This window comes from Flavobacterium sp. B330r, assembly GCF_056824325.1.
Map to the genome: position 1 here is coordinate 5479965 of NZ_CP124860.1, position 12777 is coordinate 5492741.

At 33.6% G+C, this 12777-nt stretch carries 14 protein-coding genes, 1 tRNA gene and 1 pseudogene; 8 read left to right on the forward strand and 8 right to left on the reverse strand.

Annotated features, from left to right (window positions below; translation table 11 throughout):
• Positions 1-240: 240 nt before the first annotated feature.
• From QLQ95_RS23970 to QLQ95_RS24005, 8 genes are all read right to left on the reverse strand, one after another.
• Positions 241-1527, reverse strand: a complete 1287-nt coding sequence (locus tag QLQ95_RS23970; protein WP_172426956.1) for a Glu/Leu/Phe/Val family dehydrogenase — start codon at positions 1525-1527, stop codon at positions 241-243.
• A gap of 454 nt (positions 1528-1981) precedes the next feature.
• Entirely contained in the window at positions 1982-2836 is an 855-nt protein-coding gene (locus QLQ95_RS23975; RefSeq protein ID WP_095931638.1) for an EamA family transporter, read from the reverse strand.
• Between the two features lie 275 nt (positions 2837-3111).
• Positions 3112-4575: an AAA family ATPase gene (locus QLQ95_RS23980; protein WP_482501990.1), complete on the reverse strand. Its 1464-nt coding sequence runs from the start codon at positions 4573-4575 to the stop codon at positions 3112-3114.
• Positions 4576-4767: 192 nt separating this feature from the next.
• Positions 4768-5886, reverse strand: coding sequence for a vWA domain-containing protein (locus tag QLQ95_RS23985; protein ID WP_320494708.1), 1119 nt, complete (start codon positions 5884-5886; stop codon positions 4768-4770).
• Positions 5887-5992: 106 nt separating this feature from the next.
• Entirely contained in the window at positions 5993-6391 is a 399-nt protein-coding gene (locus QLQ95_RS23990; protein WP_482501991.1) for a YchJ family protein, read from the reverse strand.
• A complete protein-coding gene (locus tag QLQ95_RS23995) occupies positions 6363-6596 on the reverse strand; it encodes a hypothetical protein (protein ID WP_095931642.1) in 234 nt (77 codons plus the stop codon). The genes QLQ95_RS23990 and QLQ95_RS23995 overlap by 29 nt, the downstream gene beginning before the upstream one ends.
• A 109-nt stretch (positions 6597-6705) precedes the next feature.
• On the reverse strand, positions 6706-6852 hold the full coding sequence (locus QLQ95_RS24000) for a hypothetical protein (RefSeq protein WP_095931643.1): 147 nt from the start codon (positions 6850-6852) through the stop codon (positions 6706-6708).
• Positions 6852-7394 carry a hypothetical protein gene (locus QLQ95_RS24005; RefSeq protein WP_482501992.1) on the reverse strand — a complete coding sequence of 181 codons (543 nt, stop codon included), beginning with the start codon at positions 7392-7394 and terminating at the stop codon, positions 6852-6854. Before QLQ95_RS24005 ends, QLQ95_RS24000 begins: the two co-directional genes overlap by 1 nt.
• Before the next feature lie 87 nt (positions 7395-7481).
• Between QLQ95_RS24005 and QLQ95_RS24010 the strand changes: the two genes are divergently transcribed.
• The 8 genes and pseudogenes from QLQ95_RS24010 to QLQ95_RS24045 all read left to right on the forward strand — a co-directional run bounded on the left by QLQ95_RS24010 (position 7482) and on the right by QLQ95_RS24045 (position 12776).
• Positions 7482-7727 (forward strand): hypothetical protein, encoded by a 246-nt coding sequence (locus QLQ95_RS24010; protein WP_095931666.1) that lies wholly within the window; start codon positions 7482-7484, stop codon positions 7725-7727.
• Between the two features lie 370 nt (positions 7728-8097).
• Positions 8098-8538, forward strand: coding sequence for a KTSC domain-containing protein (locus tag QLQ95_RS24015; protein ID WP_095931645.1), 441 nt, complete (start codon positions 8098-8100; stop codon positions 8536-8538).
• 262 nt (positions 8539-8800) lie between these two features.
• Positions 8801-9562: a DUF4369 domain-containing protein gene (locus QLQ95_RS24020; protein ID WP_095931646.1), complete on the forward strand. Its 762-nt coding sequence runs from the start codon at positions 8801-8803 to the stop codon at positions 9560-9562.
• A gap of 18 nt (positions 9563-9580) precedes the next feature.
• A pseudogene (locus QLQ95_RS24025) lies at positions 9581-9967 on the forward strand (TlpA family protein disulfide reductase); the annotation flags it as partial.
• Between the two features lie 438 nt (positions 9968-10405).
• Positions 10406-10486, forward strand: a tRNA-Tyr gene (locus tag QLQ95_RS24030).
• Between the two features lie 301 nt (positions 10487-10787).
• A complete protein-coding gene (locus tag QLQ95_RS24035) occupies positions 10788-11078 on the forward strand; it encodes a transposase (protein ID WP_482501993.1) in 291 nt (96 codons plus the stop codon).
• Positions 11075-11947 carry an IS3 family transposase gene (locus tag QLQ95_RS24040; protein ID WP_482501994.1) on the forward strand — a complete coding sequence of 291 codons (873 nt, stop codon included), beginning with the start codon at positions 11075-11077 and terminating at the stop codon, positions 11945-11947. Before QLQ95_RS24035 ends, QLQ95_RS24040 begins: the two co-directional genes overlap by 4 nt.
• A 247-nt stretch (positions 11948-12194) precedes the next feature.
• Positions 12195-12776, forward strand: coding sequence for a TetR/AcrR family transcriptional regulator (locus QLQ95_RS24045; protein ID WP_482501995.1), 582 nt, complete (start codon positions 12195-12197; stop codon positions 12774-12776).
• Position 12777 lies beyond the last annotated feature (1 nt).

Sequence of the window (12777 nt, forward strand, 5' to 3'; positions counted from 1 at the left end):
CATAGATTTTTATTACTTCTGCTTGAGATTACAAAAAAGCTAGCTTTAAAACATAGCTATGTGTATTGTTATTAGTGAAACGCCTTTTTACAGGCTTGTAAATACTATGTTTCTATGTGTTTAATAATTTTCTTCTCTTTTTAATAGTTCAAACGAAAAAGACACTTCCATTAATTACGTTTTTAAGAGCGCTAAAAACGTAATTAATGAAAATGATCTTTTACGAAGTAAACCTGATTTTTAATTCTGTTTAAATAAAGGCGCTTCCAAGGCAACTTCTTTAACTGACTGCGTTTCGGCCACTTTTTTCAAAGCGATTATATAAGCCGCAATACGAGGCGTTACACTATGTTTTACTGCAACTCTAAAAACAGTATCAAAACCTTTTTCTAAAATATCCTCCAAACGTTTGTTTATCTGATGGATTCTCCATGACTCCAAAAGCGAATTCTGAAGCCATTCAAAATAAGAAACGGTAACACCGCCCGCATTGGCCAAAATATCAGGAACAACTAATATATTTTTATCATGCAGAATCTGATCTGCATCTGAAGAAACAGGTCCATTGGCACCTTCAACAATAATTCTGGCTTGAATCTCTCCTGCATTATGCTTCGTAATAACATCTTCTTTTGCCGCAGGAATCAATACATCGACATCTAGAAGCAATAAATCTTCGTGTTTTATGGCAACCGAATTTGGATAGCCTTTTATGGTTTTATTATTTAAGTTATAGTATAAAATCAATTCTGGAATATTAATCCCGTTCGGATTATAAAATGCTTCAGAAACATCGCTTACGGCTACAACCTTCACTCCTTTTTCATGTAGAAATAACGCAGAATGTAGACCAACGTTTCCAAATCCTTGAATAGCTGCAGTAGCTCTTGCCGGTCTTATTTTTAGTTTCTCAAGTGCTAGAAGTGTAATAATACTTACTCCTCTTCCTGTTGCCTCTACTCTGCCTAAAGATCCGCCGGAATGAAGATGTTTTCCTGTTACAACCGCATGAATTGGTCTTCCGTGCAACAGTGAAAACTCATCCATTAGCCAGCCCATTTCGTCTGGTCCTGTCCCCATATCTGGCGCAGGAACATCTTTCTCTGGTCCGAAAATATCAGCCAAAGTTTTGGTATAAGCTCTTGTAATTTTTTCTAATTCTGTTTTAGAATGCTTTCTCGGATCGCAAATAATGCCGCCTTTTGCTCCACCAAATGGAATTCCAGTTACAGCAGATTTCCAGGTCATCCAGGCGGCAAGTGCTTTTACTTCATCCAGATTTACAGCGGTGTCGTAACGAATTCCGCCTTTTGAAGGTCCTAAAGCGGTGTTGTGAATTACACGGTATCCTTCGAAGTTCTGAACGTTTCCATTATCTAAAGTAATAGAAAAATTTACTGTGATTTGTTTTTCTGGGCGCTGCAATTTTTGTTTGATAGAATCATCCAATTTTAAAATATCAGCAGCGATATTAAAGCGATCAATCATGGATTGAAACGGATTATGTTTTATAATTTCTGAGCTCATAATATATAGTTTTTAGGTTTGGGTTACTTTTTATGTTTATGATCTTCTTTGGTAAGAAGATTTACTTTCTCTTTTAATCTTCAAACTAAATGCAACACGGAATTTTTATCAGGCAACGGCGCATCAAAATTTTCATATTTCTGTTGGTTCTCATATCTTGATTTTTTAATGATTCAAAAAAAAGCCTTTCATGGTGCAATGAAAGGCTAAAAAAAAAAAATAACTAACAAGTACTTTCTCTATTAACGCCATTTCAAAACGTGATTCATCATACAGCACATCGCAAAGCTGCATGGAAAAGACGTCATAATATTTCGGCTATAGTTTTTCATTGTTGAGACAAAGCTACAAAAATATATTTATAAATTCTATAGAATTAGTCGAGTTTATTTTCGTTAATTAAAATTTAAACATTAAATCAATTGAAAATAAAAGGGTTACCGATTAAAAAAAATTACTTTAATTGCGACAAAACAATAAAAATGACAGCGACCAAAGCCAAAACTAGACCTAAAACATTGATTTTAGATAATTTTTCTTTGAAGAAAAAAGCACCAATAAGAGTTCCTAAAATAATTACGCCCATATTCATCCCAGCAAAAACTGTTGATGGATTTTCTGCAAATGCTTTGTGAGCTTTTAAATAGAATAATATATTTCCGAAGTTGAAAACGCCAACTAATATCCCAAAAGGAATACTTTTTAAAACAAAATTTTCTTTGGTTACAAACAGCTTATACAATACGATTAAAATAGAAACAGCAAAAGCAATTAGAAAAACAAAGAATAACGATGTGGTATAAGGAACGACCGTATACAAAGCTATTTTCTTAAAAAGAATATCAATAATTCCAAAACCAAACAAAACTGCAGCTGGATAAATCCATTTGTTTTCTGTATGGTTTGAGGGCTTTTTTAAAATTAATAAAAGTGCCGCAAAACCAATTAAAACTCCAATAACCTTATAAGTATTAAATCCTTCATTAAAGAGCAACCAAGCTGCCAAAATCGGAATAAATAAAGACAATCTTTGGGCTGCATCTGTTTTTGCAATTCCCATATATTTTATAGAAAGTGCCAAAAACAAAAATAAGATTGGAAGTAAAATTCCCACTGAAGTGTAAATTTCTAATGGGGCATTATGATCTAATGCATTAAGATCTGGACCAAAAGTAAAATAACAAAGTGCAATTGCTGCAATATAGTTGAATGAAATTATCTGAGAAGGATTAGCATTATATTTCCTTGAAATTTTGAATATAACGCCAACTGTAACACTGCATAGAATGCTTAAAATAAGAAATAACATAAATTTATATTTGGATTGTAAAAGTAAACTATTGTCAAATAAAAAAGCCCAGCCGGTTTTAAAAAACCAGCTAGACCAGATTAAATCTTAAACCGTTGAATTAAACAAAATCTAAATTGATCTGCTAAAATCTTTTTAAATCTGCGAGAAACAATTTTTTGCGCATAGAATTTTCACGCAGATTTAAAAGATTTTAGCAGATATTATACAGATTAATATAACAAATGATTAACGATTAAAAACAAACTTAAGCGTTAAATTCAAATATTCCTTTCTTAGAATTTACTGATATAGCTCCCGTAAATATCTCTAAACTGACTTCCTTTTGCAAAACGATCTTTACTCAGTTTTTTATATTCTACCAATCCCCAAAGGATGAATTCTTTCATAAAATAGACATCTTCTTTTACCAATTGCGGCTGGTATTTTTTCAATAATTCATCTAATGGAGTTACTTCATCTAGAATGTTTTTATAATCTTTATCAGAAGCATCATCTAACAACTCGAAACCGCTCTCGGCAAAAAACCATTCTACAAGATCTGAATATGGTGTTTTTTCATCAGGCTTTTCTAATTTTTCTATTTTTGGGAAATATTCTGGAAATAATGTTCGAATGGCAGAACCAATTAAACTTTCTGCCACAACATCGGCTCCCTCCTGCTCTCCTTCGTAAACCAATTCGACTTTTCCTGTTATGGCTGGAATAATTCCGATAAAATCGGATAAACGAATTGAGGTTTTATCAACACCAGAAATCAAAGCTCGACGCTCTGCTGTACTAATTAAGTTTTCGAAAGCCGTAATACTCATTCTAGCACTTACACCGCTTTTGTTGTCAATATATTCGCTTTCACGAGCTTCAAAACTAATTTGTTCCAAAATATCTCTTGCCAAACTTGGAACATAAACCGCATCGGTCTGATTTTGATCTAATTTAGATTCCTGCTCTGTAATTGTTCTCGCAATTTCGATACTCTCAGGATAATGCGTCAGGATCTGAGAACCAATTCTATCTTTTAAAGGTGTTACAATACTTCCTCTATTGGTATAATCTTCAGGGTTTGCAGTGAAAACAAATTGCATGTCTAAAGGCATTCTTAATTTGAATCCTCTAATTTGAATATCGCCTTCTTGCAAAATATTAAATAATGCCACTTGAATTCTTGCCTGTAAATCGGGTAATTCGTTGATTACAAAAATACAGCGATTCGCTCTCGGAATCATTCCGAAGTGAATTACGCGATCGTCTGCATAAGACAATTTTAAATTAGCCGCTTTTATCGGATCGACATCTCCAATTAAATCGGCTACCGTTACGTCTGGAGTTGCTAGTTTTTCGAAGAAACGATCGTTTCTATGCAACCATGAAATCGGAGTTTCGTCTCCTTTTTCTGCAATTAAATCCTTCGCAAAACGAGAAATTGGGTTTAATGGATCGTCATTAATTTCTGAACCTTCCACAAACGGAATATATTCATCTAATAATTCGACCATTTTGCGCGCCAAACGCGTTTTTGCTTGTCCGCGAAGTCCTAGTAAATTAATGTTATGACGAGATAAAATCGCGCGTTCTAATTCTGGAATTACCGTATTTTCAAATCCGTGAACACCTTCAAAAACAGGTTTCCCCGATTTGATTTTCTCACGAAGATTATTACGCAATTCTTCTTTTATGCTTGTAGTTTTATATCCAGTGGCTTTTAATTGACCTAATGTCTTTATAGTATTTATTTCCATTGTGTTGAAATATAGATTGTTTATTTATTTTTTTATCACAATATATTGTGTCATTGGTGTGTGGTAGACGCACTGCCGTGCGTCTCTACGATATACGGAATGAATACGGAACGTATATTCAGGCGCAAAGAAACCTTAGTATCTTAGCATCTCAGAACCTTAGTATCTCAGAGCCTTAGTATCTTAGCAACTCTATTTAATCCTCTTCTTCCTATTTGCTTCATAGTCCTCAAAAATCATTTCGCCAAGACCTTTAATTCCGGTATAAAATGCTTTTCCTTGATTGGCTTCTGTAAACTGATTCACAAATCGCTGCAAATACGGATCTCGGGCAATCATAAAAGTCGTAATTGGGATGTGGAGTTTTCTTGCCTGTTGCGCTTGCGTGTAACATTTATCGACAATATATTCATCCAAACCGTTGCTATTCATATAATAAGAACCATCACGTTCGCGAACGCAGCTTGGCTTTCCATCGGTAATCATAAAAATCTGCTTGTTGGTGTTACGCTTTCTGCGAAGAATATCCATTGCCAATTGCAAACCCGCAACTGTATTGGTATGATAAGGCCCAACTTGCAAATAAGGCAAATCTTTAATCGGAATCGTCCAAGCATCATTACCGAAGACCAAAATATCTAACGTATCTTTTGGGTATCTTGTTGTAATTAATTCTGCCAAAGCCATGGCTACTTTTTTTGCAGGAGTAATTCGGTCTTCTCCGTATAAAATCATACTGTGGCTAATATCAATCATCAGAACAGTACTCATCTGCGCTTTGTATTGAGCATCTTCTACTACCAAATCATTTTCAGTCAGCATAAAACTTTCGACACCATTATTAACTTGAGCATTTCGAAGACTTTCAGTTAAAGAAATTCTTTCTAAGCCATCGCCAAAATTATACTCACGGAATTCTCCTGTGTGTTCATCGCCACTTCCCGCGTATTTTGTTTTATGATTTCCGCTCCCCGATTTTTTCAGGTTTCCAAAAATCTGATCCAAAGCTTGCTGTCTTATTGCTCTTTCTGTTTTTGCAGTTATTCCAAAACCAGAACTTCCATCGCCTTTTACTTCATCTCGAATGTATCCTTTCTTCTTCAGATCTTCGATAAAATCGTCAATAGTATAATTTTCATCGGTAAGTTTGTATTCTTTGTCCAGTTCCCGAAGCCAGTTTATGGCTTCATCAAAATCGCCCGAAGTATGGGTGATTAACTCTTTAAAAATCGTAAAAAGTTTGTCAAACGGAGACTGAAAAGGAGCTTCGTAAGTCTTAAAATAAAAGCCTTTTTTAAATTCGTTTTTCATAAATCTAAAATTACATCTTTTTAGAATTATGAAAAACGAATCGTTTATTAATTTTTAGTTAAAATATTTAAACAAAAATCTCAACTAACAGTGTTAGATATAATAATTATTCAAACTTTCCGTCTACATAATACCATGCACCATTTTCGAATTTAAAAGTCGAAAATTCGTAATGCGTTTGAGGTTTATTATCTGAATCTAAAAAGTAAGCTTTGAATTCAACTGTGTTTTCAGAAGAACTCAAAATTTCCAATTTCTGCCATTTATTAGAAACGGCCCATCTTAAAATTTCAGGTTTCGAATAATATTTTCTTTCTGAAATATAAGTCGTTTCCATAAGATAATCGGCATTATGAGTTGCATAGGCCGAATATCTTGACCGCATTAAAGTTAATGCCGAAGGTGCTTTTTGATTATCATTCAGATATAATCCGCAGCAATTTTCAAAAAGCAACCCTGTGTCACAGAAGCAATTTTTACTCTCCATCGACTGGTTCTTCCCCATTAATTTTAACGTGAAGCTGATTTAATAAAACTTGATAACGAGTTATTTCGCGAACTTCTTCGTCTTCTTCAGCAAAATCAATCATTTCATCCAATGTTTCGCTCACTTCCAATAATTTGTTGTTTGCTTCTCTGTCGTTTTTCGCCGCAATCAAATCAATGATTTCCTGTACGTTTGCTTTTAATTCTTCGAATTTACTATTCATTGTTTTTTTTTTGTTTCAGGTTTCAAGTTTCAGGTTTCAGGTTTCAAGTTTCAGGTTTCAGGTTCCAACGATAACTTGGAACCTGAAACCTGAAACTTGAAACTATTATCTACTCTTCGTTTTTACTTTCGTTGAATTTCTTAACGATTTCTTTTAATTTTTCTTTACGTGCAATTTCAGCTTGTTTGGCTTTTGCCTGAGCTTTGTGCAATTTATCGTTATGTTTTTTGATGTTTCTTTCATTATTTCTTCCCATTACATCTCTCTCTTAATTTGTTCTAGCGTTTTTTCAGTAAAAATCAATTCGCTGATGATCTGTTTTCGCAATTCATCAATATCGTCATAATCAAAATGTTTTGCCCAATTGGTTAGCTGCTGTAAGTTTCTAATCTGTTTTAATCTTTTTGTGGTTTCAAAACTTGTTCTTAAAACTGCTTTTCCATCATAAGCGGGATTATTTTTGTGCTCATAATTGGCAAGATTATTTTCGAAATCAGCTTTTATGTAATATAATTTTTCTTCGGCATTATCTGGATAAAACTCTTCCCATTTTGCAAAACCAATTTTAGTTTTCGATTCCGTTTCTGGATTTCGGACAATTAAACGCCATTTGCTATTGGCCAATCTACCCCAATGATTCGAAACACGGTACATTCCTTCTTCCGTATAATAATAGGCACTTCCCGCTTTGCTTTCAAATTGCTTTTTCAATCCTTGAATTGAATTTGGAAGTACTTCATTAAAAGCACAAAACGTATTTTTAAAAGAATTGGGATGTGGTTTAAAGTTCTTTTGCATTGTGCAAATATACTCAGATTACAGCGAACTCCCCAAACCAAACCTAAATTGCTTACCTTTGCTCCTTTAATTCAAAACAAAAAAATCATGTCTAAAGATTTAGAACAAAAAATGCCTCAAAAAGGAGTTTTTACAGGCATTATCGAAAAAGATGAAAATAATAATTATTTCTGTGGAGAATATCTTTTAGACTATAAAATGGTTCAAGCCAAATTTGAGGTTGGAGATTGGATTACGATAAAATCTGTTATTGAAAATCCAAGCGACATCAGCTACGATAAATATCCTAAAAAATCAAGAAACTTCGATAAAGCGAATCATAAACCGGAATAGGTTTATTTTGTTTCAGGTTTCAGGTTTCAGGTTTCAAGTTTTGTTGGAACGGTTAAGTTTTACCGCAAAGTACGCGAAGGTTTACGCAAAGTTCGCAAAGTTTTATTTATACAAAGCTTTGCGAACTTTGGTTTTTTATCTATTCTTAAATATATTTCTCAGCGTTCTTTGCGTAACTCTTTGCGCACTTTGCGGTTAAAAAAAAATCCTTACGACCTTTACGACTAAATAAACTTACGGTTAACTTTTATCAATATTTTTTCGATCAAAACTGAAAAGTTAAAAAAAAGTGTACCTTTGCAAAAAATTTGTCGATTTGAACTAAAACAAAACGATTTCAAACTAATAGACAAGTAGTTACCTTTTATTTATGAAAAAAATAGTTGAATACCGCAAGTTACTAAACGTAGAAAAAACTGCAGAGTTAAAAGATTTAAAGACAATTTATCGTAATGCGATGAAAGAATCTCATCCTGATAAATTTGTGGGAAATGAAGCTGGTTTAAAAGAAGCTGAAGAAAAAAGTAAAACGATTATCGAAGCTTACCACTTTTTAGTAAGTATTCACCCTGATACTATCAAACTTAATTTACCTGAGTATACAGAAACAATTTCAACTTGTTCTATCACAGATTATAAATTTGTTGAAGGTCGTTTAATTATTGACTTTTCTAACGGAAGCGTTTACGAGTACATTAGCGTACCAAAAGCAACTTACGTGAAAATGGTAAATGCAGATTCTCCTGCAAGATTTGCTAAAAGACATATCTTAAACTCTTTTACTTGGAGAAAGAAAACAAATCAAGAATAGTTTTATACTACTATATTTTACAAAAAAGCACTCTATTAAAAGAGTGCTTTTTTTATGCCTTAAGTTCAAATATTTGCACACGGGTCGCTCAAATAACCATCTTATTAAGAGTATTTGATCAAATCGAGCCAATAAACACGCTGATTTAATGGGTTTTAAGCCAAAAAAAACTATAACAAAATTTTAGGTTGCAAAATTCTGTAAGTTTTATAATTTTAGATACTTTTGTTGCACAAATCAATTAACTAATTAATTTTTTATAATGAAAAAAATACTTTTTGTACTTACGGCTTCTGCAGCTATCATTTCTTGCAGCAAAGTTAAAGATGGAGAATACCTTATTACAGGTACTGCTACAGGGATTGAAAACGGAAAAACAATCATTTTACAAGGTGCAGATCCTGCTACAAGAATGCCTGTTTCTCTTGATACAGTAAAAGTTGAAAACGGAAAATTTGAAATAAAAGGAAAAGTTACTGAGCCAGCTTTCCATACATTAATATTACAAGGTGCTAACGGACCTATCCCATTTATCCTAGAAACAGGAGAAATTAAAATTGCTATTGACAAAGATAGTATCCATAAATCTAAAGTTTCTGGAACTTATAACAATGATGAGTACGTGACTTTTATGGAAGACATGAACAAAACTCAAAAAAGTTTAATGGATTTCCAGAAAAAGAACAATACTAAAATGCAGCAAGCTCAACAAGCTCAAGATACAGCAACTATCAATGGCTTGATGAAACAATACATGGAACTACAAAAAGAAGTTCAAGAAGGCAGCAAAAAGAAATATTTAGCTTACGCTGAAAATCACCCAAAATCTTTTATTACAGCTTTAATTATTCAAAGTTTATTGAATGATCCAACAGCTGATACAAAAAAATTAGAGAGCTTATACAGCACTTTGGATGAGTCTTTAAAAAATACTGCTCCAGGAAAAGAAATCAAAACTAAATTAGGTCAAGCAAAAATGCCATCTGTTGGTGCTACAGCTCCAGCGGTAGGCAGCGCTAAATGAAGAGCTGATTTTTCGGCTCCAAATCCAGAAGGAAAAGTAATATCGCTTAAAGAAAGTTTAGGTAAAGTAACTATTGTAGATTTCTGGGCTTCATGGTGCGGACCATGCAGACAAGAGAATCCTCATGTTGTGGCTTTATACAAAGAACTTCATTCTAAAGGATTAAACATCGTTGGAGTATCTTTAGATAAAGATGCTGCAAAATGGAAAGAAGCCATAGCAAAAGATGGATTAACTTGGACTCAAGTATCTAACTTAAAATTCTGGGAAGAGCCAATTGCAAAACAATACAATGTAGAAGCAATTCCTGCTACTTTTATTCTTGATGCATCAGGAAAAGTGGTAGCCCAAGATTTAAGAGGCGCTGAATTAAAAGCAAAAATCTTAGAATTGTTAGCAAAATAATTCTATCTCTTATAAAAATAAAAAAATCTCCCTTGTGGAGATTTTTTTTTGCTCTGTCAGAAATTCAAAAACGGAGTTTTATCAAAAAGAATTAAAAACTGAATTTAAAAAAAATAGAATTAAGCCAAATGCAAAACCATATTAAACGGATATTTTTTAGTCGATATTCTTTTAACTTGTCAATAAAAGCAATATCTCACGACTTTATTTAAGATTAAATTCAAAGTAAAAACTACAGAATTACTATAAAAATAATCTTACTTTATGAAATAATTAAAAAAAAATATATTTTGGGAGTTTTTTATTTTATTCAATTCCAATGAATTAAAAAATAACTTTAAAATAACTTAAAATTAAGTCATTTTTTTGTTTGGAAATGTAGAAAGAGTTCCTATCTTTGCCACCGCTAAGAACAACTAAGCACAACAAGCTGAGATCGGGGAGATACTCAAGCGGCCAACGAGGGCAGACTGTAAATCTGCTGTGTGAACTTCGCAGGTTCGAATCCTGCTCTCCCCACGGAAAGGCCTAAAAGGCGGAAAACTTAAAGTTTTCATTCTTTTTAAAAAGCCACAAAAAATGTCTGAAGACCTGCAAATTCAAGGATTTGCAGGTTTTTTTTATTTTAGGCCTGTTTTCAATATTTATAAATCCTCACAAAATTAAAGGTGCAGAATCGGTGCACTTTCCGGCGTGGAGTTGATACCTTATTTGCGACTAAAAGCTTAGGAAGTGTTTATCTGAAGTAGTAAAAAATGAAGGATATATTGCCTAAAATTTCTGACTGGCAGCTAATTTTATTCCTGCTAATTTTAACAGCATGAAAAATACGAGGAGAACCTTTACTTTAAGCTTCAAGATTCTGGCCGCTTCCATGAGCATCCACTGCGGAAGAGTCTGTGACGTAGCAAGAGAACTCAACATCAGTACAAGTACCCTTCAGCACTGGAAAAAGCTTTACCAAGAAGGCAGATTTACCATAAAGAAATCTTCAGCTGAAATTACCCATAAAAATGAGCTGCAGAAGCTTCGGAAACAGATAAGAGAATTAGAAATTGAAAGGGACATCCTAAAAAAGGCTCAAAATATCTTCTCCAAGAGCGGCGGGTGAAATATGAATTCATCAGAGAAAATGCTGAAATATTTCCTGTCGAGAAGATGTGCCGTATTTTTCAGATTCACAAAAGCAGTTTCTTCCGATGGAGGAAAAGAACACCCACTGCAAAGTCAGTGCGGAAAGCCCATATAATAAAAGAAATTATAAGAATTTACCACTGGAGCCAAAGCCGATACGGAAGCCCGAGAATTGCTAAAGAATTAGATTCCATTGGGATAAAAGTTTCCAGAAAATTTGTCGGGCAGATTATGAAGGAAAACCATCTAAGAAGCATTGCAAAATCTAAATATAAAAAGACTACAAGCCCACCCCGTAATAACAGATCAGCAGAAAACAGATTAGAACAGATTTTTAAGGCAACCAGAAGAAACGAAATCTGGGTTTCTGATATAACCTACATCGAAACAGATGAAGGCTGGATCTATCTCACTGTGGTGATAGACCTTTTTGACCGTAAAGTGATCGGCTGGTCAATCAGCGAAACAATGAGAGCAAAAGATACAAGCATCACCTCTTTAACGAAAGCTCTTTTAAATCGTCCATTGCAGAACAATCAGGAACTACTCTTTCACTCAGACCAAGGAAAGCAATATGCCTGCCGTGAGTTTATTGCTTTATTAGCTACAAATAAAATAACCCAAAGCATGAGCCGAAAAGGAAACTGCTATGATAACGCGATAGCAGAAAGCTTCTTCAAGACATTAAAGGTAGAACTGGTATACCAAAGTAAATATAAGACTAAAGAGAAAGCAGAAAAATCAATAACCGATTATATCGAGAACTTTTACAACACCTGCAGAAGACATTCTGCACTCGGAAACTTAACCATCGAAGAGTTTCAGAATCAGCAGGCAATTAAATAATAGCTTTTCTTATGATGCTAGAGTTAAACTGGGTGCAAAATCGATGCATTTAGATTTAACAAGAACTGATAATATTGTATTAAAACAATTTGAAGGCTCAAGTTCGAAACATTACTATTCCTTTTTTTGTTTTTCTACCGAGCTTGAAAATTGATCTAATTCATTACTAACTCCAAGAAAACAAGAATTAAAAAATAATCTGTAACTCATAATAAACTGACCAGTTTATTATTATATTTGCATCATTATGGCAAGAACAAAGGAATTTGATTATGAACAGAAATTGGATATTGCGCTGGAACTTTTCTGGACGCAGGGATATCATGTGACTTCCATCACTGACTTGGAGACGCACTTAGGAATTAATCGAAGCAGTATTTATCCAACTTATGGAGATAAAAAAGCACTGCTTATTAAATGCCTGACCAAGTATATGAAATCTAAAGTATCAGAATATGAAGGTATTTTAAATCCTGGCCAGACTAATGCAGTTGAAACTTTAAGAGCATTATTAAAGCTGGCAGTAGATCAAAGCATAAAGGAAGACAGAATATGTCTGGCTGTTAAAATTGCATTTGAACTGGCATTAACTGACCAGGAAGTCAGACGTCTGCTTGCTGCAAATGAGAAAAAGATAGAACACATCTATTTTGAAACATTAAAGCTTGGGCAGAGCCAAGGAAGCATTAAAGTTGATTTAGACACAAAATTGACTGCTGATTTCTTTGCCAGTTCGTCTAGTTCAATGTTCAAGAATTATGCATTAAATAAAAATCGAAAATATATCTACGATATGATAGAGACTTTAATCGTAATGGTTAAAGTCTAAA

Excerpts from the sequence above, each read along its gene's own strand:
- QLQ95_RS23970 (WP_172426956.1), bottom strand. The coding sequence starts at position 1,527 with ATGAGCTCAGAAATTATAAAACATAATCCGTTTCAATCCATGATTGAT.
- QLQ95_RS23975 (WP_095931638.1), bottom strand. The coding sequence starts at position 2,836 with ATGTTATTTCTTATTTTAAGCATTCTATGCAGTGTTACAGTTGGCGTT.
- QLQ95_RS23980 (WP_482501990.1), bottom strand. The coding sequence starts at position 4,575 with ATGGAAATAAATACTATAAAGACATTAGGTCAATTAAAAGCCACTGGA.
- QLQ95_RS23985 (WP_320494708.1), bottom strand. The coding sequence starts at position 5,886 with ATGAAAAACGAATTTAAAAAAGGCTTTTATTTTAAGACTTACGAAGCT.
- QLQ95_RS23990 (WP_482501991.1), bottom strand. The coding sequence starts at position 6,391 with ATGGGGAAGAACCAGTCGATGGAGAGTAAAAATTGCTTCTGTGACACA.
- QLQ95_RS23995 (WP_095931642.1), bottom strand. The coding sequence starts at position 6,596 with ATGAATAGTAAATTCGAAGAATTAAAAGCAAACGTACAGGAAATCATT.
- QLQ95_RS24000 (WP_095931643.1), bottom strand. The coding sequence starts at position 6,852 with ATGGGAAGAAATAATGAAAGAAACATCAAAAAACATAACGATAAATTG.
- QLQ95_RS24005 (WP_482501992.1), bottom strand. The coding sequence starts at position 7,394 with ATGCAAAAGAACTTTAAACCACATCCCAATTCTTTTAAAAATACGTTT.
- QLQ95_RS24010 (WP_095931666.1), top strand. The coding sequence starts at position 7,482 with ATGTCTAAAGATTTAGAACAAAAAATGCCTCAAAAAGGAGTTTTTACA.
- QLQ95_RS24015 (WP_095931645.1), top strand. The coding sequence starts at position 8,098 with ATGAAAAAAATAGTTGAATACCGCAAGTTACTAAACGTAGAAAAAACT.
- QLQ95_RS24020 (WP_095931646.1), top strand. The coding sequence starts at position 8,801 with ATGAAAAAAATACTTTTTGTACTTACGGCTTCTGCAGCTATCATTTCT.
- QLQ95_RS24035 (WP_482501993.1), top strand. The coding sequence starts at position 10,788 with ATGAAAAATACGAGGAGAACCTTTACTTTAAGCTTCAAGATTCTGGCC.
- QLQ95_RS24045 (WP_482501995.1), top strand. The coding sequence starts at position 12,195 with ATGGCAAGAACAAAGGAATTTGATTATGAACAGAAATTGGATATTGCG.